The organism is Rhizobium sp. AN6A, assembly GCF_900215635.1.
In the GTDB taxonomy this organism is placed as follows: Bacteria; Pseudomonadota; Alphaproteobacteria; order Rhizobiales; family Rhizobiaceae; genus Agrobacterium; species Agrobacterium tumefaciens.
The window spans coordinates 415,145-438,400 of the sequence record NZ_OCNC01000004.1 but is presented as its reverse complement, the minus strand read 5'-3'; the positions used below and the strand labels follow the sequence as shown (position 1 = coordinate 438,400).

At 59.3% G+C, this 23,256-nt stretch carries 23 protein-coding genes; 12 read left to right on the top strand and 11 right to left on the bottom strand.

Annotated elements, in window-relative coordinates:
- The first annotated feature begins 7 nt into the window (after positions 1-7).
- Genes CRO62_RS14750 through CRO62_RS14730 form a run of 5 tightly spaced genes read left to right on the top strand, consistent with a single transcriptional unit; the run spans position 8 to position 2,263 of the window.
- Positions 8-298 carry a nucleotidyltransferase family protein gene (locus CRO62_RS14750; protein WP_003513679.1) on the top strand — a complete coding sequence of 97 codons (291 nt, stop codon included), beginning with the start codon at positions 8-10 and terminating at the stop codon, positions 296-298.
- Positions 295-657: a DUF86 domain-containing protein gene (locus tag CRO62_RS14745; protein ID WP_097100722.1), complete on the top strand. Its 363-nt coding sequence runs from the start codon at positions 295-297 to the stop codon at positions 655-657. The genes CRO62_RS14750 and CRO62_RS14745 overlap by 4 nt, the downstream gene beginning before the upstream one ends.
- A gap of 3 nt (positions 658-660) precedes the next feature.
- A complete protein-coding gene (locus CRO62_RS14740) occupies positions 661-1,161 on the top strand; it encodes an ureidoglycolate lyase (RefSeq protein WP_097100721.1) in 501 nt (166 codons plus the stop codon).
- Positions 1,158-1,514 (top strand): hydroxyisourate hydrolase, encoded by a 357-nt coding sequence (gene uraH, locus CRO62_RS14735; RefSeq protein WP_097100720.1) that lies wholly within the window; start codon positions 1,158-1,160, stop codon positions 1,512-1,514. Before CRO62_RS14740 ends, uraH begins: the two co-directional genes overlap by 4 nt.
- Positions 1,515-1,519: 5 nt before the next feature.
- The gene (locus tag CRO62_RS14730; RefSeq protein WP_080797920.1) at positions 1,520-2,263 is read left to right on the top strand and encodes a metallophosphoesterase family protein; all 744 of its coding nucleotides are present in this window, start codon (positions 1,520-1,522) and stop codon (positions 2,261-2,263) included.
- Between the two features lie 3 nt (positions 2,264-2,266).
- Here CRO62_RS14730 and CRO62_RS14725 read toward each other — a convergent pair whose 3' ends face one another.
- Complete coding sequence (locus CRO62_RS14725) at positions 2,267-3,544, bottom strand: serine hydrolase (protein ID WP_179784643.1); 1,278 nt, start codon at positions 3,542-3,544, stop codon at positions 2,267-2,269.
- A 203-nt stretch (positions 3,545-3,747) separates the two neighbouring features.
- On the opposite strand from CRO62_RS14725, the gene CRO62_RS14720 reads away from it, so the two are divergent.
- Together CRO62_RS14720 and CRO62_RS14715 are read left to right on the top strand one after the other, a co-directional pair.
- Positions 3,748-4,320 carry a TetR/AcrR family transcriptional regulator gene (locus CRO62_RS14720; protein ID WP_097100718.1) on the top strand — a complete coding sequence of 191 codons (573 nt, stop codon included), beginning with the start codon at positions 3,748-3,750 and terminating at the stop codon, positions 4,318-4,320.
- Positions 4,317-4,661: a DMT family transporter gene (locus CRO62_RS14715; RefSeq protein ID WP_097100717.1), complete on the top strand. Its 345-nt coding sequence runs from the start codon at positions 4,317-4,319 to the stop codon at positions 4,659-4,661. The genes CRO62_RS14720 and CRO62_RS14715 overlap by 4 nt, the downstream gene beginning before the upstream one ends.
- A 104-nt stretch (positions 4,662-4,765) precedes the next feature.
- Here CRO62_RS14715 and CRO62_RS14710 read toward each other — a convergent pair whose 3' ends face one another.
- The 4 genes from CRO62_RS14710 to puuD form a co-directional block, all read right to left on the bottom strand.
- Positions 4,766-5,899, bottom strand: coding sequence for an alpha-hydroxy acid oxidase (locus CRO62_RS14710; protein ID WP_179784531.1), 1,134 nt, complete (start codon positions 5,897-5,899; stop codon positions 4,766-4,768).
- A gap of 77 nt (positions 5,900-5,976) precedes the next feature.
- Entirely contained in the window at positions 5,977-6,699 is a 723-nt protein-coding gene (locus CRO62_RS14705; protein WP_097103026.1) for a sulfite exporter TauE/SafE family protein, read from the bottom strand.
- Positions 6,700-6,909: 210 nt separating this feature from the next.
- On the bottom strand, positions 6,910-8,220 hold the full coding sequence (gene guaD, locus CRO62_RS14700; protein WP_097100715.1) for a guanine deaminase: 1,311 nt from the start codon (positions 8,218-8,220) through the stop codon (positions 6,910-6,912).
- Entirely contained in the window at positions 8,217-9,479 is a 1,263-nt protein-coding gene (gene puuD, locus CRO62_RS14695) for a urate hydroxylase PuuD (protein ID WP_097100714.1), read from the bottom strand. The genes guaD and puuD overlap by 4 nt, the downstream gene beginning before the upstream one ends.
- Positions 9,480-10,037: 558 nt before the next feature.
- On the opposite strand from puuD, the gene CRO62_RS14690 reads away from it, so the two are divergent.
- On the top strand, positions 10,038-10,376 hold the full coding sequence (locus CRO62_RS14690) for a hypothetical protein (RefSeq protein ID WP_174002189.1): 339 nt from the start codon (positions 10,038-10,040) through the stop codon (positions 10,374-10,376).
- Here CRO62_RS14690 and CRO62_RS14685 read toward each other — a convergent pair.
- The 5 genes from CRO62_RS14685 to CRO62_RS14660 form a co-directional block, all read right to left on the bottom strand.
- Positions 10,352-11,278, bottom strand: coding sequence for a LysR substrate-binding domain-containing protein (locus CRO62_RS14685; protein ID WP_097100713.1), 927 nt, complete (start codon positions 11,276-11,278; stop codon positions 10,352-10,354). The genes CRO62_RS14690 and CRO62_RS14685 overlap by 25 nt on opposite strands.
- A gap of 238 nt (positions 11,279-11,516) precedes the next feature.
- On the bottom strand, positions 11,517-12,365 hold the full coding sequence (xdhC, locus tag CRO62_RS14680) for a xanthine dehydrogenase accessory protein XdhC (protein WP_097100712.1): 849 nt from the start codon (positions 12,363-12,365) through the stop codon (positions 11,517-11,519).
- A gap of 11 nt (positions 12,366-12,376) precedes the next feature.
- The gene (gene xdhB / locus CRO62_RS14675; protein WP_179784530.1) at positions 12,377-14,716 is read right to left on the bottom strand and encodes a xanthine dehydrogenase molybdopterin binding subunit; all 2,340 of its coding nucleotides are present in this window, start codon (positions 14,714-14,716) and stop codon (positions 12,377-12,379) included.
- 194 nt (positions 14,717-14,910) lie between these two features.
- The gene (gene xdhA / locus CRO62_RS14665; RefSeq protein WP_097100710.1) at positions 14,911-16,380 is read right to left on the bottom strand and encodes a xanthine dehydrogenase small subunit; all 1,470 of its coding nucleotides are present in this window, start codon (positions 16,378-16,380) and stop codon (positions 14,911-14,913) included.
- Between the two features lie 124 nt (positions 16,381-16,504).
- A complete protein-coding gene (locus CRO62_RS14660; RefSeq protein WP_025594214.1) occupies positions 16,505-17,281 on the bottom strand; it encodes a 3-hydroxybutyrate dehydrogenase in 777 nt (258 codons plus the stop codon).
- A 232-nt stretch (positions 17,282-17,513) separates the two neighbouring features.
- On the opposite strand from CRO62_RS14660, the gene CRO62_RS14650 reads away from it, so the two are divergent.
- From CRO62_RS14650 to sbmA, 4 genes are all read left to right on the top strand, one after another.
- A complete protein-coding gene (locus tag CRO62_RS14650; RefSeq protein ID WP_003513642.1) occupies positions 17,514-18,575 on the top strand; it encodes an LLM class flavin-dependent oxidoreductase in 1,062 nt (353 codons plus the stop codon).
- 54 nt (positions 18,576-18,629) lie between these two features.
- Positions 18,630-19,382, top strand: coding sequence for a type I methionyl aminopeptidase (gene map, locus CRO62_RS14645; protein ID WP_003513640.1), 753 nt, complete (start codon positions 18,630-18,632; stop codon positions 19,380-19,382).
- Between the two features lie 110 nt (positions 19,383-19,492).
- A complete protein-coding gene (locus CRO62_RS14640; protein ID WP_097100708.1) occupies positions 19,493-20,680 on the top strand; it encodes an MFS transporter in 1,188 nt (395 codons plus the stop codon).
- Positions 20,681-20,866: 186 nt separating this feature from the next.
- Positions 20,867-22,141 carry a peptide antibiotic transporter SbmA gene (gene sbmA, locus CRO62_RS14635; protein WP_097100707.1) on the top strand — a complete coding sequence of 425 codons (1,275 nt, stop codon included), beginning with the start codon at positions 20,867-20,869 and terminating at the stop codon, positions 22,139-22,141.
- Between the two features lie 55 nt (positions 22,142-22,196).
- On the opposite strand, the gene CRO62_RS14630 is transcribed toward sbmA, so the two are convergent.
- Positions 22,197-23,180 carry a polysaccharide deacetylase family protein gene (locus CRO62_RS14630; RefSeq protein WP_097100706.1) on the bottom strand — a complete coding sequence of 328 codons (984 nt, stop codon included), beginning with the start codon at positions 23,178-23,180 and terminating at the stop codon, positions 22,197-22,199.
- Positions 23,181-23,256: the final 76 nt, after the last annotated feature.

The window sequence follows — 23,256 nt, the reverse complement described above, 5'->3', positions numbered from 1 at the left end:
TGAGGCCATGAGACCCTCCGAGGTGCTGGAAAAGAACAGGGAAGCGATCCGCGAAGCGACGAAGCGCTTCAACGCGGCAAACCCGCGCGTGTTCGGTTCCGTCGCCCGTGGCGAGGACAGGCCGGACAGCGATCTGGATATTCTGGTGGATGCGTTGCCGGGGACCACTCTGTTCGATCTTGGCGGATTGCTGGAGGAACTGAAGACTATCCTCGGTGTCGAGGTTGACGTCGTCACCTCAGGCGGCCTGCACTCGGATATCCGGGCGCGTGTTCTGATGGAAGCCAAAGCAGTATGAGTACGGATCGGCTTCTGCTCTACCTGAAGGAGATGGATGTTGCCGCCTCCCGAATAGGGGGTTTCATTCAGGATATGGATGAGGCCGCTTTTTCTTCCGATACGCGTACCCAGATGGCGGTGATGATGGGCCTTGCCCTGATTGGCGAGGCGGTCGCAAAACTGGACAAGCATTACCCCGCGTTTTTACAGCAGCACCCGGAAATCCCCTGGATAAAGATGAAGGGTATGCGCAATTTGATCGTGCATGATTATTTTCGGGCGGAACTCTCGGTCGTCTGGAAAACGATAACGCAGAGCATTCCGGATTTGCAGGCGCGTCTCTCACTCCTCCGAAACTGGCATGCCCAAGGTGAATGACATTTGACTGATTTTCTCGAGATCAAGCCTCTGACCAAAGAGGGGTTCGCATCCTTCGGTGATGTGATCGAAATTACACCCTCTTCCATGCGCCACATCAATGGCGGCCAGACCGAGCGGCATCATGCGCTTGCGGCACCCGAGGCGGCGGGCGAGGGCGCGCGTATCATCCTCAATATCTTTCGCGGGCAGCCGCGTGCCTTCCCGCACACAATCGAGATGATGGAGCGGCATCCGCTCGGCAGCCAGAGCTTCTCGCCGCTGTCCGGCAGGCCTTTCCTTGTCGTCGTTGCCGAGGACGAGGGCGGCAAGCCTGGTCGGCCGCAGGCTTTTCTGGCGGGCGGCGATCAGGGCGTGAACTACCGCCGCAACGTATGGCATTACCCGTTGATGCCGTTGCAGGCGATTTCTGATTTTCTCGTTGCCGATCGCGATGGGCCGGGCAACAATCTGGAAGAGCATTTTTTCGATGCGCCCTACATTATCGCGGAGCCCAGCCTATGACCGGTTTGACCACCCACGTCCTCGATGCCGCCCATGGCACGCCCGCCGAGGGACTGACGATCGAGCTTTACCGGCTCTCGGGTGATCGTCGCGATAAGATAAAGACGGTTAAGACCAATAGCGATGGCCGCATTGATGGCGGGCCGCTGCTTGTGGGGGACAGTTTCAAGGCCGGGGAATACGAGCTGGTTTTCCACGCGGGCGATTATTTGCGTGGCAAGGGCGTCGCCTTGGCGGAACCCGCCTTTCTCGACATCATCCCCATCCGTTTCGGCATTGCCGACGAGAGCGGCCATTACCATGTGCCGCTTCTGCTTTCGCCCTATAGTTACTCCACCTATCGAGGAAGCTGACCGCCATGATCTTTGCCGCCATTGCCGATATTCATGGAAACTGCGCCGCACTGGAGGCCGTGCTTGAGGATATCGCGAGGCTTGGCATAAAGGACATCGTCAATCTCGGCGATTGCTTCAGTGGTCCGCTGGAAGCGGGTTTTACCGGCGATGTACTGGTTGGTAACTGGATACCCAGCGTTCTCGGCAATCATGATCGCGAATTGATCGAGCGCGCGCCGGAAGAGATGGGCAGCTGGGAGAGGCCGGCGCATGCGCAGCTGACCGCCGCGCATCTGGACTGGCTGCACACCCTGCCGTTCAGCATGGTGTTCAAGGATGTCGCCTATTGCTGCCACGGCTCGCCGCGCGGTGATCTGGAATACTGGCTGGAGACGCTTTCGCCGGAAGGGGTGCTGAAATTGCGACCGCTTTCCGAAATCGAGGCCATGGCTGATGGCATCACCCAGCCGCTGATGTTGTGCGGCCACACACATATCGCCCGCACCGTGCAGCTCTCCGATGGCCGCCTGATCGTCAATCCCGGCAGCGTCGGCTGCCCCGGCTGGAAAGATGACACGCCGTTCGACCATCATGTCGAAGTCGGTCATCCGCTTGCCAGCTACGCCGTGCTGGAAGAAACCGCACGCGGCTGGCAGGTCTATTTCCGGCAGATACGCTACGATAATCTTGCCATGGCCGAGATGGCGAAGGTCAACGGCATTCCGTATCTGGCCGATGCGTTGGAAAACGGTTGGCTCAAGCGGTAGAGCTCACCCTTCGCTGTTCATGACCACGCACGCATAAGACTGCGCCTTCAACTCCTTGCAGGCGGAAACCGCCGAAGACTGATCTTCAAACCCGGTAAAGCGGGCGCGGTAGAGCGTTGCCGATCCGCTTTGCACCGCTTCGGTATAGGGCGCGATGCCGGAGTAGCTGCCGGCTATGTTGGAGCGGGCATTGGCGAGCAGCGAGCGGGCGGCGGCTTCGCTGTCGGTGGCGGCGATCTGTACTTCCCAGCGGCTGCGCTGGCCGGTCATTTGTGCAGCGGGTGCGGGTTTCGGAATGGCAGAGACCTGGATCATATCCGCCATCTGGCTGTTCGCCGTGGCGATCTGCATGGCGATCGGATCGGCGCGACGCTCGGCAAACATAGGCAATGGTACGGCTGCCGGAGGGACGGCTGCGGGCGGCACATCGAAGGTGCGGCTGACATTGGCGCTTGCCACCAGCTGTTCGGTATTACGGTTTCTCGAGGCCTGCGGCATCGCCTTGTCCAGCAGAGCTGCCATCTGCGCATCGCGGCTGCGCGCGGTCTTGCCGCCCAGCACGACACCAACGACACGGCGGCCATTGTGATTGATTGCGCTGACCAGGTTGAAGCCCGACGCATTGGTGTAACCGGTCTTGATGCCGTCCATGCCCTGATAGCGATACATCAGATTATTGTGGCCACGGATGCGCTTACCCCGGAAGCTGAAGGATTCCATGGCAAAGAGGCCGTATTCTTTCGGAAAGTCGCGCTGCAGCGCAAGTCCGAGTTTCGCCATGTCGCGCGCCGTCGTCACCTGCGATTTGCTGGGCAGGCCGGAGGCGTTGCGGAAAACCGTCTTGGTCATGCCAAGCTGGCGGGCCTTGCGGGTCATCATCTGCGCAAATTGTGCCTCGGACCCGCCGAGATGGTCGCCCATGCCTTCCGCCATGTCATTGGCGGATTTGACGATCATGCCGTAGACGGCTTCGCGCACGGTGAAGGTCTGGCCCTGGCGTACGTAAAGCTTCGAGGGAATGACCGATGCGCCGTTCTTGGACATGGTTATCTTCTGGTCCCAGCGGAGTTTGCCGGCGTGCAGCGCCTCAAAGGTGAGGTAGAGCGTCATCATCTTGGTCAGCGATGCCGGGTGGTTCAGCACATCGGCGTTCTGCGCGGCGAGGACCTTGCCGGTATTGGCATCCATGATGAAATGGGCATAACCGGCCTGCGCAGGCGATGCCTGCAATGAGAGGATCGCGCAAAAGAAGGCGAGTGCGAATACCCATGCGCCCGCCATTCCCCGTTTGATCGTTCCCGACATGGTCCACCCCTTTTTGTTCGATCGCCGCGATGGGCGAAGTTTTACTGACACTTTCCGGCAACAAAACCGCTAAAACTTTAGAGATCGCTTTCATGCTTAATTAAGTATGAAATTCAACCCGCATACGGGCCCTACAATTTCCTTGAAAAGAAACCAACCATCCGGTATGTATTGAAAGCATGAAAAATGCACATGAACGCAAGAAGCAGCCCGAGATCGTGCGCCGCAGTCTCCTAGACTGTGCGGCGAAACTTGCTGCTGATCAGGGTGTTGCCGCACTTTCCGTGCAGGCGGTGGCGGATGCGGCGGGGGTGACGAAGGGTGGCCTGTTCCACCATTTCTCCTCCAAACAGGCATTGCTGGAAGCTGTCATGGCGGACCTTCTGGGTGCGCTGGATGCGGAAATCGACGTGCTTATGTCACAGGATTGTGAACCTTACGGGAGCTTCACGCGGGCCTATGTGAACGCCGTTTTTGCCGATCGCGACCGGGAATCGGGCAGGCAGTGGGCTGCGATCTCGGTATCGATGGTCGGAGAGCCGTCGCTCCGGCGCATGTGGACGGGCTGGTTCGATGGACGTCTCATCCGTCATAAAGACACGGATGAGGGGGTGTTACTGGAGTTGGTGCGGCTTGCCGCAGACGGCATCTGGTTTGCCGATCTGATGGCTGATGACGGCAAGACAGGGGGCGACAGGGCAGCTCTCAAGGCCCGGATGATTGCTCAGACGAAAAGGGAAATGGAACCATGAACGCGGCTGTTTTTACCTATGGGGCGCTTGTCGCGGCCATCATCTGCGAGGTTATCGCAACCTCTTTCCTGCAGCAGTCGCAGCAATTCACCAAGCTGTTGCCGACGGTGCTGATGGCGCTGTTTTACGGTGCGGCCTTTTATCTCCTGTCGTTCACGCTCCGGGCGCTGCCGGTCGGAGTTGCCTATGCGATCTGGAGCGGGCTTGGCATCGTGCTGATTTCCGGCATTGGCTATTTAGTGTTCCGCCAGACGCTGGATATTGCCGCCGTCGTTGGCCTCGGTTTCATCGTGACGGGAGTGGTGATTGTGAATGTATTTTCGAAGACGGTGGGGCATTGAGCCGGCCTTTCCACCTCATTCATGTGCTTGTCACAGGAATGAGGGAGGAAGCGTGTCGCCAGGAGTGAGCGACGGCATCGGGCACCACCTTCGCCCCACTGCCATCACGCCAGAATACTGCGATCCACATCTGTCATCAGCCTTTTGCCGCAAAGCGCCATGCTGATATCCATTTCCTTGCGGATGATCTCGAGCGCTGTCGTCACGCCCTGTTTGCCATCCGCGCCGAGGCCGTAGAGGAACGGGCGGCCGATATAGGTGCCCTTGGCGCCGAGTGCTACTGCCTTCAGCACGTCCTGGCCTGAGCGGATGCCGCCGTCCATATGTACCTCCACTCTGTCGCCAACGGCATCGACGATCCTCGGCAGCATGGCGATCGAGGAATGCGCGCCGTCGAGCTGGCGACCGCCGTGGTTGGAGACGATGATGGCGTCCGCGCCGGTATCGAGCGAGGCGCGCGCATCTTCCTCGTCAAGGATGCCCTTGAGTATGAGCTTGCCGCCCCAACGCTCCTTGATCCATTCGACATCCTTCCACGACAGGCGCGGATCGAATTGCTCGGCCGTCCAGGAGGAGAGCGATGAGAGGTCGGAGACATTCTTGGCGTGGCCGACGATATTGCCGAAGCTGCGGCGTTGCGTGCGCAGCATGTCGAGGCACCATTTTGGCCGTGTCGCCATCTGCCAGATGTGTTTCGGGGTAAATTTCGGCGGGGCGGAGAGGCCGTTGCGCAGGTCCTTGTGGCGCTGGCCGAGAACTTGCAGGTCGAGCGTCAGCACCAGCGCCGAGCATCCCGCTGCCTTCGCCCGGTCGATCAGATTATTGACGAAATCCCGGTCCTTCATCACGTAAAGCTGGAACCAGAAAGGTTTGGAGGTGACGGAGGCGACATCCTCGATGGAGCAGATGCTCATGGTGGAAAGCGTGAAAGGCACGCCGAATTCTTCCGCCGCTTTTGCCGCCAGCATCTCGCCATCGGCATGCTGCATGCCGGTGAGGCCAGTGGGGGAGAGCGCCACCGGCATCGAAACCTTCTGGCCGATCATTTCGGTGGCGAGCGACCGGTCGGTCATATCCACCAGCACACGCTGGCGCAGCTTTATCTTGGAAAAATCCTCCTCATTTGCGCGGTAGGTGCCTTCCGTCCAGGCGCCGCTATCGGCATAGTCGAAAAACATCTTCGGCACACGGCGCTGAGCCTGTTTCTTCAGGTCCGCTATGGTGAGGATTTTGCCCATGGATAAAGCCTTCACATTTGAATGATGGCTTCATATATCACAATTGTGGCGGGTGCGACATCAAAATCGACGGGGTTTCAACCCCAGAATGCCCGCAAAAACAGCTCAGCCCCAAGCAGCAGCAGGCAGATAAGGAACCAGCGCCTGAATGTCGCGGGACTGACGATGCGGCGGATATTCTGGCCAAGCCACATGCCGAGAAGCGCTGGCAGGACGGCGAGTGCGGAAAGCGACGTTTGCTCGACGCGGAAGGCATCCTGAGAGGCAAGGCCGGCGGCAAGCGCAACGGTGGAAACGGTGAAGGACAGGCCAAGCGCCTGCACGAGATCGTCGCGGCTGAAGCCAAGCGACTGGATATAGGGCACGGCGGGGACCACGAAAATTCCGGTGCCGCCGGTCAGAAGGCCGGTCGCCAGCCCGACGGCCGGGGAGAGTTTCGGTTCCAGCCTTGCGGGAATGGCGAAGGGCTTTGCAAACAGGCTGTAGGCTGCGTAAGCCGCAAGGCACAATCCGAGCGCCGAGGTGGTCCAGACGCCGGTGCCTGATGTCATCAGCCGGATGCCGAGAAGCGTGCCGACGGCAATGGCGATCATCATCGGCCATAGCCGCGAGACGATCGCCTTGAAATCGGGTCCGGCCAGCAATTGCCAGATATTGGTGATGAAGGAGGGCAGAATGAGCAGGCCTGCGGCAACGACCGGCGGCATGAAAAGGCCGAGAACGCCCATGGCAACGGTCGGCAGGCCCATGCCGGTGACGCCCTTGACGATGCCCGCGACGATGAATGTCGCGACAATCATGAGCATTGTGGTTGTCTCAAAATCCCGCACGGCGCACTCCAGAGGTCATTCGCATTTCGGCTGACTTGGGCTGTCAGGCAATCATATGAAACGGGCGAGTGCGGCCTGTTTCTTCTCCCCGGCGGGGAGAGAAAAACACGCGACGCCCGCTCGTTTCAATATGTACTGATATAGATGAGGCGACGACCTGATGTTTCGGCCTAAACCGAACTATGCAAGCGCGCTTTTCATCGCCTTGCCGGCCACGTAGGTCTCGACGACGGTGCGGTCGTCGCCCATGGTCAGCATCAGGAACAGTTCTTCGGTCAGGCTTTTCACCACTTCCATCTTCAGCGCCATGGCGGGCGTGGAAGAGGCGTTGAGTACCGTGATGTCGGCATCCGTGCCGGCGTCCAGCGTGCCGATGCGGTCAACCATGGAAAGCGCTTCGGCATTGCCGCGCGTCATCAAATACCAGCTTTCCAGCGGGTTCAGGCGTTCGCCCAGCAATTGCTGGATCTTGTAGGCCTCATCCATGGTGCGCAGCATGGAATAGCTCGATCCGCCGCCGATATCGGTCGCGACTGCGATGCGCACCGGCTTTTCGCGCCGTTGCAGCTTTTTCATCGGGAAGAGGCCGGAGCCGATGAAGAGGTTCGATGTGGGGCAATGCACGGCGACTGCACCGGTTTCCGACAGCACGTCCGCCTCACGTTCCGAGAGGTGGATGGCGTGGCCGAGCAGAGTCTTGTTGCCCATCAGGCCGTAACGCACATAGATATCGGTGTAATCGGTCGCTTCCGGGTAGAGCGCGCAGGTATATTTGATCTCGTCCAGATTTTCGGAAAGATGCGTCTGGATGAACAGATCGGGAAACTCCTGCGCCAGCGCCTGGGCTGCTTCCATCTGCTTCGGCGTGGAGGTGATGGCGAAGCGGGGCGTGATGGCGACGTGGTTGCGGCCCTTGCCGTGCCAGTCGGCGATGACGGCCCGGGTCTCGTCATAGGAGGTTTCCGGCGTGTCCAGCAAGCCCTGCGGGGCGTTGCGGTCCATCATCACCTTGCCGCCGACCATCAGCATGCCGCGCTTCAGGGCCTCAGTGAAAAACGCATCGGCTGAGGTCTTGTGCACGGAGCAATAGGCGACAGCCGTTGTGGTGCCGTGGCGCAGAAGCTCATCGTAAAAATGTGTGGCGATGCGCTGGGCATGCGCGCTTTCGACGAAACGGCATTCTTCCGGGAAAGTATAGGTATTCAGCCATTCCAGAAGGTTGGCGGCATAGGAGCCGATGACCTGCATCTGCGGGAAATGCAGGTGCATGTCGATCAAGCCCGGCACAATGAGATGAGGGCGATGGTCCTTCTCCTCAATGTCATCAGGTGCCTGCTTGCGAATATCGGCATAGTCGCCGACGGCGGCGATCTTGCCGTTTTCGACAAGCAGGCCGCCATCCTCGATGTAGAGATAGCTTTGCGTATCGTCGATTGCGAGCGGCGCGCGGCGGAAACTTAACAGGCGGCCACGCAGCAGAACCATGCTCATTCGGTTTTTTCCTTGGCGTCCTTGCCCCCGGAAACGGCGCTTTCATACCATGCGGTCAGTACTTTGCGCTCCTGCGGGGTGATGGCGGTGATGTTGCCGGGAGGCATGGCATGGCTGCGGCCGGCTTGCAAATAGATTTCGCGGGCGTGTGCGGCGATCTGCGCGTCGGTTTCGAGCTTCACCGATTTCGGCGTGAAGGGCACGCCTTCCCACACCGGCTCGGCGGCGTGGCACATGGAACAGCGGCCCTGAACGACATCGCGGGCGCTCGCGAAATGGGCGTCGCTGACGAATTGCTGCTGCATCGGCGAAAGCGTTGCCGCCTTCTGTTCTTCTTCGCCGGTCAGCACCTTCGGCACGGTGGAAAGCCACATGATGACGATGAAGATGAGCGCGGTCAGCAGCCAGGTCCATGTCGGCTTGCCCTTGCGGGCATGGGTGGTGTTGAACCAGTGGCGGATGGTGACGCCCATCAGGAAGACGAGTGCTGCGATGATCCAGTTGAACTCGGTCGCAAAAGCCAGCGGATAGTGGTTCGACAGCATAAAGAAGATGACGGGCAGCGTCAGGTAGTTGTTGTGCAACGAGCGCTGTTTGGCGATGCGGCCATATTTAGGGTCCGGCGTGCGCCCGGCAATCAGGTCGGCAACGACGATCTTCTGGTTGGGAATGATGATGAAGAACACATTCGCCGACATGATAGTGGCGGTAAAAGCGCCGAGATGCAGGAAGGCGGCGCGGCCGGTGAAGACCTGCGTATAGCCCCACGCCATCGCCACCAGCGCGACGTAAAGCACCACCATCAGGCCCCAGGTGTTGTTGCCGAGCGGCGATTTGCAGAGGAAATCGTAAAACAGCCAGCCGACGGCAAGCGATGCCAGCGACAGACAGATGGCCTGGAACTGGGTGAGCGCCAGCACCGAATGGTCGATGAGGAAAAGGTCGGCGCCGCCGTAATAAACGATGCAGAGCATGGCGAAGCCGGACAGCCAGGTGACGTAGCTTTCCCATTTGAACCATGTCAGGTGTTCGGGCATCTGGGCCGGGGCGACCAGATATTTCTGGATGTGGTAAAAGCCGCCGCCATGCACCTGCCACTCCTCGCCATAGGCCCCCGGCGGCAGATGCGGCCGTTTGACCAGCCCAAGATCGAGCGCGATGAAATAAAAGGATGAGCCGATCCAGGCGATGGCGGTGATGACGTGGAGCCAGCGGACGGCAAAGGCCATCCATTCCCACGCAATGGCATATTCGTACATTCGGTTCCCCTGATCCTTGTGCAGCGCACCTTGCGAGAAATTTGACCGTTAGGAAAGGGAAAAGCAAACGCCGCACGATGATTGTTCACAATCCCGTACGCTCGTGTCCACAACTTTGGCGCAGGTGCGCGGACGCCCCGCTGCCGGCCCCGCCCAATCGTAAAGGAGCCGTCCTGCAGCTGAGTTTGTGCTTAGCTGGCTAACGCGACTCAGCTATTATCCGTGGAGCAGTCTGCTGATGTGCCAAACTATTGGGCTGCGGGGCCTTGGAGCGACCTGCGTCCGAAAGGACGCTTCGAAGGGCACTCTGACACATTTATGTTGCGCATTGTTCTTTCCGGTTTTCGGTCAGAGGCGCAGGGCTTCAATGACATGTTTTCGCTGGCGGTTCATTCCGAAAGCGGGTGCTGCGAACCCTGGGGGCGGGGGGCAGATCAGGGGCAGGTGTTGCAGTTCCCGGTGCCGTTGCGTCCGGGTATGCGTTGATGCTTGGATTTTGAATGAAGTGACGCAATGACCTTCCGGCAGCCGCCGTTGTTTTCAACGGAGACCGTGCCGATGCGCCTTGTTCTGACAGTTCTTTTCCTGCTGATGGCGTTAACCGCCACGGCGCTTGCGCATGAATCCCACAAGGGGTTCAAATATGAAAGCTACTGCTGCAATGGCGACGCCGAAACCGGCGATTGCCAGATGATCCCTACACGAAGTGTTCGTGTCACGCAGGATGGTTACGAGGTCTCGCTTGCGCCCGGCGATCATCGTCTGGTGACGCGGCGCCATGTCTTCAGCTGGTCGCAGCGTGAGGCAAGACGATCCGAGGATGGAGAATATCATCTCTGTCTGTTCCCGGACGAGGACACGCCGCGCTGCTTTTATGCGCCTGATATGGGGTATTGAGATGTTTGCGGCCGGTTTTCGTCGATCCGCTTCAGTATCCAGTCGCGAAAGAGCCTTATCTTGCGAATGTTCCTGCGGTTTTCAGGGTAGACGAGCCAGTAGTTCTTACCTTCGCTGCTGAGGTGCTCGAAGGGCTGATAAAGGCGGCCGAGGGCAATCTCGTCCGCATAAAGTTCAGGGGTGAGCATGGCTACCCCCTGGCTGGCAATTGCCGCTGCGGCTTCGAAAGCCTGCACGCTGAGGCGGCTGCGCGGATAACGGTCGAGGCCCGGATTTTCGATGCCGACTTCCCGGAACCATTGGCTCCACCAGATGTCACCCGGATCGATGATGCGCAGGCGCAGAAGGTCCTCCGGCTTTTTCAATCCGCCAATGCTTTCGGCAAGGTTCGGATGCAGCATCGGCGTATAAACGCCCCGTAGCAACTGATGATAGATCAGTCCTTTGCCATCGCCGCTGCTCCAGCGAATGGCGACATCGCAGTCGGACTGCTCGAAATCGATCAAAGCGGCGGAGGTCTCGAGCCTCACCGCGATTGAGGGATGCTCCAGCTGAAAAGCGCCCAGATGCCGCGAAAGCCAACGGGATGCGAACGTCGCGGTGGAGTGAATGGTCAAGGTCGTGTCGGAGGTGTCGCGCACATTTTCGACGGCCTCGCGTAGACTGTTGAAGGCTTCCGCCACTTTCGGCGCCAGTTTCTGCCCGGCCTCGGTCAGTGCAACCTGCCGTGCCTTTCTGATGAAGAGCGGCTCGCCGATGTTCTCCTCCAGCAGTTTCACCTGATAGCTGACTGCCGTCTGGGTCATGCCCAATTCCTCACCAGCCTTGGTGAAGCTCAGATGCCTTGCAGTGGCTTCAAACACGCGCAGGGCGTTCAGGGGGAACTGGCGGGACATTTTCATGGATAAGTTCTCTTTATGCCAAGGGCCAAAGGTTTCATTGGTTTTTATCCAGAAAACAGAGCATTTTTCGTCTCATTCATCAACTGAGCTTCTAACACTTTTTGAATGGAGACGAACATGCGCACAGCACTCTTGCGCGCGTGGTCCCGCCTGCGCGCGGGTCTGCGGACCGCGGAACGGTTTTCCCTTGAAAGCCTTCGACCGGACAATCTGGCAGATGAAAGCCTGCCCGACGGGATCAGGCGTGATCTTGGTCTTGAGGATGGACGCGCTGATTTTCGGTGCGACGGGTTTCGGCAGCGGAAAATGCTTGCAGCAACTCGGCTGCCACAAGGGCCGCTATGATTGCAGGGCGCTTGTCCCTGACGCTATTTCCACCGATGGGCAGGATGAGTTTTTGAAGGCGGGAAGGGGGCTCTCCCTCCCGCTCCAGCCAATGGGCGAAGGTGGCGCGTTTGGTCTTCGAGCCGATCATGCCAACATAAGCGAGATCGTCGCGAGCAAGCGCTTCCTTTGCAATCAGGAAATCGAGTGCGTGATCGTGGGTGACGATGATCGCAGCGCCGTTTGCGGGAATTTTCGCGATCAGCGCTTCCGGCATGGGGGTCAGCACGGATACGACGCCGGCTGAAAGATCGCGCAACTCGTTTTCACGGGTTTCCACCACGGTCAGTGTCAAAGGCAGAAGCGACAGAGCATCAGCCAGCGCCTTGCCGACATGGCCTGCCCCGAAAATGAAGACGGCCGGCTGCTGCTCGGTTTCAGCCTTAAGCCTTGCCTCGAGTGCTGCCGCGATGTCCGCCGTTACCAGCCGGAAACGGAGCAGGGTGCGGCCGCCGCAGCATTGGCCGATTTCGGGGCCGAGCGGAATATCCATGCCGTCTTCGGTCGTGCCGTTCTTCAACATGGCGCGGGCATGGTCTATCGCCATATATTCGAACTGCCCGCCGCCGATGGTTTCCCACAGCGCCTTCCGGCTTACCAGCATGAAGGTTCCCGCCTCGCGCGGCGATGACCCTTTCACGGCCTCGATTTCCACGAGGATTGCAGGTCCGGAGCTGGCGAGGAAGCTGGAGAGGGACGTCATTATGTTTCCCCTCACACCTTCTTCAACCGTTCCACCGCCATCAGCACCCGCTCGGGCGTTGCCGGCGCATCGAGGCGTGGGCAGACCTTGTAGTCGGCGATGGACGCGACGGCCATGGAGAGTGCTTCGAGAACCGAGATCGCCAGCATGAAAGGCGGTTCGCCCACGGCCTTGGAGCGGCCGATGGTGGGCTCGGCGTTTTCCGACCATTCCGCCAGTTGAACGTTGAAAATCTTCGGCCGGTCAGAGGCAAGCGGGATCTTGTAGGTGGAGGGAGCGTGGGTGCGCAGCCGCCCCTTGCCGTCCCACCATAATTCCTCCGTCGTCAGCCAGCCCATGCCCTGCACGAAGGCGCCTTCCACCTGGCCGATATCGATGGCCGGGTTCAGCGACTTGCCGACATCGTGGAGAATATCGGTGCGCTCCATCATGTATTCGCCGGTCAGTGTATCGATCGACACTTCCGAACAGGCCGCGCCATACGCGAAATAATAAAACGGCGTGCCGCGGCCGGCGGCACGATCCCAATGGATTTTCGGCGTCTTGTAAAAACCGGCGGCGGAAAGCTGCACGCGGGCGAAATAGGCTCGTTTGATGAAATCGTTGAAGGCGATTTCCTCAAGCCCGATGCGCACCCGGTTTGGCAGGAAGACAACCTCTTCTTCCGGCACGTTCCAGTTCTCGGCGGCGAATTTGATGAGCCTTTCACGGATCTGGCGGGCAGCGTCATAGGCCGCCATGCCATTGAGGTCCGTACCGGACGAGGCGGCCGTGGCCGACGTATTGGGCACCTTACCCGTGGTCGTGGCGGTGATTTTCACCCGGCCAATATCCACCTGGAAGGCATCGGCCACCACCTGCGCCACCTTGGTGTAGAGGCCCTGGCCCATTTCGGTGCCGCCATGGTTCAGGTGGATCGAACCGTCATTATAGATATGCACCAGCGCGCCCGCCTGATTGAAGGCGGTCATGGTGAAGGAGATGCCGAATTTGACAGGTGTGAGCGCAATGCCCTTGCGGATGATCGGGCTGGTCTTGTTGAACTCGACAATTGCCTGCCTGCGCGCGCGGTATTCGCTGGAGGCTTCCAGTTCCTCGACGACGCGGGCGATGATGTTGTCCTCGACCTCCTGATGATAGGGGGTCGTGGTGCGGCCCGAACCGGTTTCGCCGTAGAAATTGAGCTTGCGGACATCGAGCGGGTCCTTGCCGACGGCATAGGCGATTTCCTCGATGAAACGCTCAGCCCCGAGCATGCCCTGGGGGCCGCCGAAACCGCGAAAGGCGGTGTTGGAGACCGTGTGCGTTTTAAGCGGCCGGGAGGTCAGATGCACATGCGGATAGAAATAGCTGGAATCGGCGTGAAACAGCGCGCGGTCGGTAACGGGGCCGGACAGGTCGGAGGAAAAGCCGCAGCGGGCCGCATAGGTGGCGTCGACGGCGTGGATGCGGCCTTCTTCATCGAAGCCAAGTTCGTAATCGAGACGGAAATCGTGGCGTTTGCCGGTCGCGGTCATGTCCTCGTCGCGGTCGGGGCGGATTTTCACGGCCCGGTTCAGCTTCTTGGCGGCAATGGCGCAAAGGGCTGCGAACTGGTTGCCTTGGGTTTCCTTGCCGCCGAAACCGCCGCCCATGCGCCGCACCAGCACCGTGACGGCATTGGACGGCACCTGAAGGATGTGGCTGACAATGTGCTGGATTTCGCTCGGATGCTGGGTGGAGCTCCACAGCGTCACCTCATCATCCTCGCCCGGCACGGCCATGGCGATGTGGCTTTCAAGATAAAAATGCTCCTGCCCGCCGATCCGCATCGTGCCGGTCAGGCGGCGGGGCGCCACGTCCATTTCCAGCTTCGCATCGCCACGCTTCAGCGTCATCGGATCGATGACGAGCGCGCCGCCATTTTCAATCGCCGTGTCGATATCGGTGAAATGCGGCAGGTCCTTGTAGACGATTTTCGCCTTGCGGGCGGCCTTGCGGGCAATATCGCGGCTTTCGGCGAAGACCGCGAAGATCGGCTGGCCGTGAAATTCAACCTTCGTTTCGGCCAACAGCGGCTCATCATGACGCCCGCCGGAGGAGACGTCGTTTTCGCCGGGCACGTCTTTGCCTGTCATCACCCATAACACGCCCGGCGTGGCTTCCACTTCGGAAAGGTCCATCGAGACGATTTCGGCATGGGCCCGGTCGGAAAGGCCAAGCGCGCCGTGAACGAGGCCGGCGGGTTCGGGAATATCGTCGATATATTCGGCGCTGCCCGTCACATGTTTATGGGCGGAATCGTGCCTGAGCGAAGCGTGTACAGGGCCGTCGATTTCGGTCTTGGTCTTATCGAAGCTTGTCGTGTCCATGGTTCAAGCCTCTCCTTCATCAATTGCGGCATATGACAGCGACAATAAACCCTCATTCCTGTGCTTGTCACAGGAATCCAGCCAGCCCAAGTCCTTGGGCTGAAAGGGTTGTCTCGCCGCGCAGACGCGCGTCGGCTGGATTCCTGTGACAAGCACAGGAATGAGGGAGGTGGGGAGGTTTGCTCTTTCCATGATCACGCCTCCGCCAGCGAGAAACGTGTGAGTTCCTGCTTTTCGCCCGAAGTCTCAAGCAAGAACCGTGTCAGCAGGTTTTTGGCCGTCAGTTGCCGATATTCGGCGGTGGCGCGCCAGTCGGTCAGCGGGGTGAAATCATCGTCCAGCGCATCGCGTGCCGCATCGATCGTTTCCTGAGACCAGGGCTTGCCGAGAAGTGCTGCCTCAAGATGCGCGGCGCGTTTCGGCGTGCCGGCCATGCCGCCAAAGGCGATGCGGATGTCTTCGACCGTGCCGTCGGCGTCGAGCGTCAGATGGAAGGCGGCGCAGAGAGCGGAGATATCCTCGTCGCGCCGCTTTGAGATTTTGTAGACGGCATAGTGGCTTTCGGGTTTCTGGAACGGAATGAAGAGCTTTTCGACGAATTCGCCGCTCAGCCGGTCCTGCTTGCCATAATCGATGAAGTAGCTTTCCAGCGGCAAGGTACGGCTGCCGGAAGACGAGCGCAAGGTGAGCGTTGCGCCGAGCGCGATCAGGGCCGGGGGCGTGTCGCCGATGGGCGAGCCGTTGGCGATGTTGCCGCCGATGGTTCCCATATTGCGCACCTGCTCGCCGCCAAGACGATCGAACAGCCGGGCAAGCGGCGGGAAATGCTGTGCGATGGTCTTGAACGCCTGGCTATAGGTAACGCCGGCGCCGAGTGTCACGCCGTTCTCATCCACGGCAATACCCTGCAGATCGCCGAGGTTGTTGATGAAGATGACAGGATTAAGCGCCCGCATCTGCTTTGTCACCCACAGGCCGACATCGGTGGAACCGGCAACGATGGTAGCCTTCGGCTCGGCGGCATAGATATCGGTCAATTCAGCAAGCGTTGCCGGGATGATGGTCCGATCCTCGCCGCGGGTGACCGTAATGGTCTCATTGGCGCGGATCGCCCAGAGCCTTGCCATGATATCGGTGCGGTCCCGTTGCAGCGGATCGAACAGCGCACTCGGGCGGGCGGCTGCAATCTTTTCGGCAGCCCGCACAATCGGCTCGTAACCCGTGCATCGACAGAGATTGCCTTGCAGCGCCTTTTCAATATCGGCGCGGGACGGGTTTTCGCTGGCAAGCCACAGGCCGTAGAGCGACATGATGAAGCCCGGCGTGCAGAAACCGCATTGGGAACCGTGGAAATCCACCATTGCCTGCTGCACGGGGTGAAGCGTGCCATCGCGGCCGGCCAGATGCTCCACCGTCACGATATGGGTTGCGTGCAGCGAGCCCAAAAAGCGGATGCAGGCATTGACGCTTTCATAACGCAGCGAGCCATCGACAAGCCGCCCGACCAGCACCGTGCATGCGCCGCAGTCACCTTCAGCACAGCCTTCTTTCGTCCCGGTCAGCCGTCTTTGAAGGCGGAGATAATCGAGAAGCGTGTCTGTCGGTCCGAAACCCTTAAGCGAAACGGTTTCGCTGTTGAGGATGAAGCTGATCGCGTCGTTCATGCACTGCCTTGCTTTTTGTCCGGTTGAGCCGGTTCCCAATCTACTATCTATGCACGCCCGCGCGCGCATATCGATTTCCGTTTTGGCAATTCATTGTTTCCAAAACGGAAAGAGATGTCGTCGATTATTGCGCTGTCCAGCCGCCATCAACGGAAATATGTGTGCCGGTAATGTTGCTGGCGGCATCGCTTGCCAGAAACAGCGCCGCTGCCGCCACGTCATCGATGGTGACGAATTGCTTGGTCGCCTGCAATTCCAGCATCACGTCGTTCTTCACCGCCTCTTCGCTGATGCCGCGCACCTTGGCCATTTCCGGTATCTGCTTTTCGACGAGCGGCGTCAGCACATAACCGGGACAGATGGCGTTGACGGTGACGCCCGTCTGCGCAAGCTCGAGCGCCGCCGTCTTCGTCAGGCCCATGATGCCGTGCTTGGCTGCCACATAGGCCGATTTGAACGGCGAGGCGACGAGACCGTGGGCAGAGGCAATGTTGATGATACGGCCTTTGCCAGCCTTCTTCATCAGCGGTATCGCAACGCGCATTGTATGGAAGGAACTGGTCAGATTGATGGCGATGATCCAGTCCCACTTTTCCGTTGGAAACTCCTCGATCGGGGCGATGTGCTGAATGCCGGCATTGTTGACGAGCACATCGACCGAACCAAGCTTTTCATGCGCGGAATTGATGAGATCGGCAATCTCGTCCGGTTTCGTCATATCTGCCGGGTGGTAGAGCACACGCCCGCCACTTTCTGCTTCCAGCAAAAGGCGGAGTTTTTCAATTTCGTCTTCGTCGCCGAAGCCATTCAGCACGATATTCGCGCCCTCCCTCGCAAATCTCTGTGCGATGCCAAGGCCGATGCCACTTGTGGAGCCTGTCACGATAACTGTCCGATGCATGCTTTCCCCTTTTTGCATTACTTCGCACATATTTAAGCAGGTTATGCCCAAAGGGGGCGGGCTGGCAATCGCGATTTCGGGCGCGATTTCGGGGGAGGCCGGCATGGGGCAAAATGCGCCGGCGCCCATCCACTTTTTCGAAGCTAAGCATCCAGATTTTGCGCCAGATTTTGCATTTGTCTGAAGGGCCGTCCGTGCCTATCTCTCAGACAATCAAACAGAGGTATCGTCTATGGAACTCGGTCTTTACACTTTTGCGGATGTCAATCCCAACCCCGCCGATGGCCGTGGGCCGGAAGGTGCGCGCCGGCTGCGGGAACTGCTTGAGGAAATCGAGCTTGCCGATCAGGTCGGACTGGATGTGTTTGGGCTGGGTGAACATCACCGCCCGGACTATGTCGCGTCCTCACCCTCCACCGTGCTTGCGGCGGCGGCGGTGAAGACGAAGAATATCCGCCTGACGAGCGCTGTCTCGGTTCTGAGTTCGGATGATCCGGTCCGGGTCTTCCAGCAATTCTCCACCGTCGATCTCCTGTCGAACGGCCGTGCCGAAATCATGGCCGGGCGCGGTTCCTTCATCGAATCCTACCCGCTGTTCGGTTACGATCTCGAAGACTATGACGTGCTGTTTGCGGAAAAGCTCGATCTGCTGCTGGCGCTCAGAGAAAATGAGATCGTCACCTGGTCCGGCACCAAACATCCGGCCATCAACGGTCGCGGTGTCTATCCGCGCCCCTTGCAGGAGCGCCTGCCGGTCTGGATCGCCGTTGGCGGCACGCCGCAATCGGTGGCGCGGGCAGGGGCCATGGGGCTGCCGGTGGCGCTCGCCATCATCGGCGGCGAATATCGCCGCTTCGCACCGCTGTTCGATCTCTATCACGAAGCGGCACGCCGCGCGGGGCAGGAAAAGACCAGGCTACGCACCAGCATCAATGTGCACGGCTTCATTGCCGACACCACCGACAAGGCGGCGGACCAGTTTTACGGACCGCAGGCAGAGGTCATGAACCGCATCGGCCGCGAGCGCGGCTGGGGTCCGACAAACCGCGCGCATTTCGATGCGGCGCGTGGGCCAGAGGGCAATCTCTTTCTTGGCGAACCGGAGCTGGTGGCGGAAAAGATCATCAAGGCGCACGGCGTTTTCAAGAACGACCGTTTCCTGTTGCAGATGGCAATCGGCCTGATGCCGCATGACCAGATCATGCGCGGCATCGAGCTTTATGGTACGAAAGTCGCGCCTGTCGTCAGAAAAGAATTGACGGGGAGTGCCGATCCGGTGAAAGCCACGGCCTGATTATTACCAAGGCGGGCGTCTTCAGACCCGCCATTTAGAACGACGGACAGAAACATGGTCATCTCCACCGACGAAGAACTGGTTTTGCTGAAGGATATCGGCCGCATCTGCGCCGTGGCCATGCAGACCATGGCGGATGCGCTGGAACCCGGTATCACCACGGCCGAGCTGGATGCGATCGGCCGCAAGGTACTGGAGGATAACGACGCGCAATCGGCGCCGGAGTTCTGCTACCAGTTTCCCGGCGCGACCTGCATCAGCGTCAACGAAGAGGTTGCGCATGGCATTCCCGGCCCGCGCATCATCAAGGCGGGCGATCTCGTCAATATCGATGTCTCGGCGGTGAAGAGCGGTTTCTTCGGCGATACGGGTTCGTCTTTCGCCGTGCCGCCGGTGAAAAAGGAGATCGAGCGGTTGTGCCGCGATGGCAAGCGCGCCATGTGGACGGGCTTGCAGCAGGTGAAAACCGGTCGGCCCTTTGCCGATATCGGCAATGCCATCGGCTCCTTTGCAAAAAAGAACCGCTACACGCTGATCACCAATCTGGCGAGCCACGGCATCGGCCGCTCCCTGCATGAGGAGCCGAAGGAACTGGCGACCTGGCCGGACAAGGGTGAGCGGCGCATCATGCAGGAGGGTATGGTCTTCACCGTTGAGCCCTTCCTGTCGACGGGTGCCTATTGGGCCGAAGATGGCGACGACGATCCGTGGACGCTCTATAGCGATCCGAGCGCGCCGACAGTGCAGTATGAACATACCGTGGTTGCTACGAAGAACGGCCCGCTGGTGCTGACGCTGGTTGAGTGAGGGGATGAACAGGCGACGGGATCTCGTATCTCGTACCGATAAAGACCGCTTATGCTGCCGATCAAAATAACTCGCTTGTTCCGTGGCAGTGCGGTTGCGATAAGCCGTACATGAGCATCGACAAGCCACTTTCCCCCAAACATCTGACTGCACTCGGTTTCGCCGGCGCCTTGATGATGGCGTCCGCCATGGGCTTCGGCCGCTTTTCCTTCACCCCCATTCTTCCCGGCATGATGGCGAATGTTCCGCTATCGGCGGGGGATGCGGGGATTGTCGCGGCTGGAAATTTCGCCGGTTATCTCGCGGGGGCGGTTCTCGCCGCCTATTCATGGGGCTCGGGGCGGGAGCGGCTGGTCGCCCTTTGCGGCTTGTTTTCCACGGGCGCGCTGCTACTTGCCATGGCCGCCTTCAACTCCGTTGCGGCCTTCACCCTGATCCGGTTTTTCGCCGGTGTTGCCAGTGCGATGACCATGATCTTCACGTCGCAGATCGTCATCGGCCACGCCATGAAAGCCGGCAAGGACCATATTCAGGCACTGCATTATGGTGGCGTCGGTGCCGGCATCGCGATTTCCTCGCTTGTGGTCTATCTCATCGGCGTCGTTTTTGATGGCGGCGGTGCCTCCTGGCGGGAGGAGTGGATTGCCGGTGCCGTCTTTTCCTTCGCTACGTTTCTTCTCGTCTGGCGGGTGCTGCCCGCCGGGCCACCCCGGCATGCCTCCGCGCTGGCGGAGCCGCCGCTCAAATGGACGAAGCCGCTCTTTCTGACGACGCTCGCCTATGGGCTGTTCGGCTTCGGTTACGTCATCACCGCCACCTTCATCGTTGCGATTGCCCGCATGGCTGCTGCCGGCGCTTTCGTGGAGTTTCTGGCCTGGTTCGTGACGGGATGTGCCGCCGCCATTTCGCTTTTCCTCTGGAAGCCGGTCTTGAAATCGCAGGGGCTGAAGCGCGCTTTCGTGATCGTTCTTGCCGTGGAAGCCGTCGGCGTCTTCGCTTCCGTCATGCTGCCACCCGTTCCGGGCGTGCTTGCCGGCGGTCTGCTTCTGGGGCTGACCTTCATGGTCATCACCGCCTATGGCCTTCAGCTCGGCCGGGAATTCGCAGGCCCAAGCCCACGCCGCGCCTTTGCCCTGATGACGGCAGCCTTCGGTACTGGACAGATCGTCGGACCACTCGCCGCCGGCTGGATTGCCGAGGTGACGGGAAGTTTTACCGCACCGAGTATTCTCGCCTCTGCCGTGCTTGTCGCCAGCATTCTCCTGATGCTGCCGGTTCTCGCCACGGAGCGGCGATAACCGCGCCTACAAGGCCGGGCCACTGCTGATCCCCAACCGTTTTGTCAGTCAATCCAGCATGTTGCGCGTTACATCTTGTTAAGGTCGGCGCTTCTTCATTGCTGTGCACAAATTTCTGCCCTAGGTTCGGGATAACAAGTGCTTCGCCAATAGTGGCCGACTTCAAACGCGCGTGAGTTCAACAACGTGTTTCATTCCTTCTTTCCCAAGCCGAAATTGTTCTTCACCTCTGCCTTTGTGTGGACCATGGCCATGATTGGGCTGTGGTATGCAGGCGCACGCAACTGGGGTGCGGCAATCGGCTTGCCGCCGCTGCCAGAGGGACAGGCGCCCGCGACCGGCGTTTCGGTTTTCTGGTCCACCCCGTTCCTGTGGTTTTACGTTTATTATGCTGCGGCAGTTCTAGTGTTTGCCGGATTCTGGTTCTGGTACAGGCCACACCGCTGGCAGAACTGGTCCATTCTCGGTTCCGCACTCATCGTTTTCGCGACTTATTTTTCGGTGCAGGTTAGTGTCGCACTCAATGCGTGGTATGGGCCTTATTACGACCTTATCCAGCAGGCGCTGGCAAAGACCGCGCCGGTAACGGCCGAGCAACTTTATATGGGCCTCGTCGGCGTCAGCGGCATTCTGTTTTTTGCGATTACGGTCGGTGTGCTGAACCTGTTCTTCGTAAGCCACTATATCTTTCGCTGGCGCACGGCGATGAACGAATTCTACATGGCAAACTGGGACCGCCTGCGCCATATCGAAGGTGCTTCCCAGCGCGTTCAGGAAGATACGATGCGGTTTTCCTCGACAGTTGAGGGGCTCGGCGTCGGTCTGGTGCGCGCGATCATGACCCTCATCGCTTTCTTGCCGGTTCTGTTTACCTTCTCGGAGACGATCAACGAATTGCCGATCATCGGTCAGGTGCCGCACGCACTGGTCTGGGCAGCTATTTTGTGGTCGCTGTTCGGCACCGGCTTTCTTGCTCTTGTGGGTATAAAGCTGCCGGGTCTCGAATTCCGCAACCAGCGGGTCGAGGCGGCTTATCGAAAAGAACTCGTCTACGGTGAAGACGACGGAAATCGTGCGCAACCGGCAACTGTGGCCGAGCTATTTGCAAATGTTCGAAAGAACTACTTCCGTCTGTATTTCCACTATATGTATTTCAACGTAGCGCGGATTTTCTATCTTCAGGCCGACAACATCTATAGTCTCATCGTCCTCATTCCTTCCATTGCTGCAGGTAAGGTGACGCTTGGCGTTTTCACGCAGATCGGCAACGTCTTCGATCAGGTCCGCGGTTCGTTTCAGTATCTCATCAACTCATGGACGACGATTGTAGAGCTAATGTCGATCTACAAACGTCTCCGCGCCTTCGAAGCTGCAATTGACGACAAGCCACTGCCTGAAATCGACCAGCGCTATCTTCAGCGGGAAGCGGAAGCCGGAGAGCTGGCGGCCAACAAGCCCTGACGGAAAACAAAAAGGGCGGCCGATTGGCCGCCCTTTTGCATTATATCCGGGGACCTTAGCCCTCGGTCTTCTGCTTCCTGCGCGCCTTGATGATCGGCATGGCCTCGGCGTAACTCACGCAGGCGACATCGTCCCTGCGGCAGACTTCGCGCAGCAACCGCTCATAGGCGTTCCAATAGGCACCGCCATTCATCTTCACGAAATGGAAGCCCATCTGCAGAGGGATTCGTTCGCCATTATACTGCTTGTCGAAAGCGGTGCGAAACGCCGCATAGGCGCGGTCCTCGAATTCCTGCGCGCGGTCCGGCGTCTCGATGCCGATGGAGTGGCGGATGAAGAGGTTGTAGTCCATGGCTATGATCGGGCGATTGCCGGGACCTTCCGGAACCAGCGGCAGGCCAAAATGTTCGATGCCGTCGCGCTCCACCGGCCATTCCGGTCCCTTGGTGATGCTGGTGGCGTCATAAACGAAGCCGTGTTTCTTCTGGGCTGCCGTCAGCGCCGGCCCCTGCGAAAGATAGGGCGCGCGGAAACCGTTGATGTTTTTCACCATGTCGCGCCAGCCTTCGGGTTCCTCACCCTTCTTGCCAATCATCTGCCAGGCATTTTCCAGCGTGCTGGTGAAGGTGGTGAACTCGCCGTCCCATTGCTCGGCGGTCCATTGGCCGCCATCGAAATGCCCGCAGGTGTGATTGCCGATCTCGTGGCCTTCGCGATAGGCCGACCAGATGTTGCGCAGCCGCATCTCCACCTCTTCCGGCGACTGGCCAAAGCCGACATTGGAGCGGCCGGCCTTCTGGCCGGGGCCTTGATATGTCTTGGCGCTGGTCTTGCGGTCCATCACCAGCGTGCAGGCGAGGAAATAGGTGAAATGCGCGCCGACCTCTTTCGCCGTTGCACGACTTCTTTCCCACAGCGAATTGTCGCCCGCACCGTCGAAAGAAACGATGACGAGCTGCTTCGGCTTCTCCGCATTTTCGGCAAAAGCGGGAAGGGCAAGGCAGAACGACAGGGAAAAAGCAGTCAATGGGCGAAACATCAGGCATCCGTCATGTGAAACACCGCTGCCTTTTGCGTGTGGAATAAGGCGAAGCTTTGAATAAACTGGCTTTTTT

Bases quoted from the DNA above. Each gene is read 5' to 3' on its own strand.
- CRO62_RS14725 (WP_179784643.1), bottom strand. From the start codon at position 3,544: ATGGCGGGCGCATGGGTATTCGCACTCGCCTTCTTTTGCGCGATCCTC.
- CRO62_RS14705 (WP_097103026.1), bottom strand. From the start codon at position 6,699: ATGATTGTCGCGACATTCATCGTCGCGGGCATCGTCAAGGGCGTCACC.
- CRO62_RS14685 (WP_097100713.1), bottom strand. From the start codon at position 11,278: ATGAAAATGTCCCGCCAGTTCCCCCTGAACGCCCTGCGCGTGTTTGAA.
- xdhB (WP_179784530.1), bottom strand. From the start codon at position 14,716: ATGGACACGACAAGCTTCGATAAGACCAAGACCGAAATCGACGGCCCT.
- uraH (WP_097100720.1), top strand. From the start codon at position 1,158: ATGACCGGTTTGACCACCCACGTCCTCGATGCCGCCCATGGCACGCCC.
- CRO62_RS14660 (WP_025594214.1), bottom strand. From the start codon at position 17,281: ATGCATCGGACAGTTATCGTGACAGGCTCCACAAGTGGCATCGGCCTT.
- CRO62_RS14690 (WP_174002189.1), top strand. From the start codon at position 10,038: ATGCGCCTTGTTCTGACAGTTCTTTTCCTGCTGATGGCGTTAACCGCC.
- CRO62_RS14715 (WP_097100717.1), top strand. From the start codon at position 4,317: ATGAACGCGGCTGTTTTTACCTATGGGGCGCTTGTCGCGGCCATCATC.
- CRO62_RS14640 (WP_097100708.1), top strand. From the start codon at position 19,493: ATGAGCATCGACAAGCCACTTTCCCCCAAACATCTGACTGCACTCGGT.
- xdhA (WP_097100710.1), bottom strand. From the start codon at position 16,380: ATGAACGACGCGATCAGCTTCATCCTCAACAGCGAAACCGTTTCGCTT.
- guaD (WP_097100715.1), bottom strand. From the start codon at position 8,220: ATGAGCATGGTTCTGCTGCGTGGCCGCCTGTTAAGTTTCCGCCGCGCG.
- puuD (WP_097100714.1), bottom strand. From the start codon at position 9,479: ATGTACGAATATGCCATTGCGTGGGAATGGATGGCCTTTGCCGTCCGC.
- CRO62_RS14745 (WP_097100722.1), top strand. From the start codon at position 295: ATGAGTACGGATCGGCTTCTGCTCTACCTGAAGGAGATGGATGTTGCC.
- CRO62_RS14710 (WP_179784531.1), bottom strand. From the start codon at position 5,899: ATGGGCAAAATCCTCACCATAGCGGACCTGAAGAAACAGGCTCAGCGC.
- CRO62_RS14730 (WP_080797920.1), top strand. From the start codon at position 1,520: ATGATCTTTGCCGCCATTGCCGATATTCATGGAAACTGCGCCGCACTG.
- xdhC (WP_097100712.1), bottom strand. From the start codon at position 12,365: ATGACGTCCCTCTCCAGCTTCCTCGCCAGCTCCGGACCTGCAATCCTC.
- CRO62_RS14630 (WP_097100706.1), bottom strand. From the start codon at position 23,180: ATGTTTCGCCCATTGACTGCTTTTTCCCTGTCGTTCTGCCTTGCCCTT.
- CRO62_RS14650 (WP_003513642.1), top strand. From the start codon at position 17,514: ATGGAACTCGGTCTTTACACTTTTGCGGATGTCAATCCCAACCCCGCC.
- CRO62_RS14720 (WP_097100718.1), top strand. From the start codon at position 3,748: ATGAAAAATGCACATGAACGCAAGAAGCAGCCCGAGATCGTGCGCCGC.
- map (WP_003513640.1), top strand. From the start codon at position 18,630: ATGGTCATCTCCACCGACGAAGAACTGGTTTTGCTGAAGGATATCGGC.
- CRO62_RS14750 (WP_003513679.1), top strand. From the start codon at position 8: ATGAGACCCTCCGAGGTGCTGGAAAAGAACAGGGAAGCGATCCGCGAA.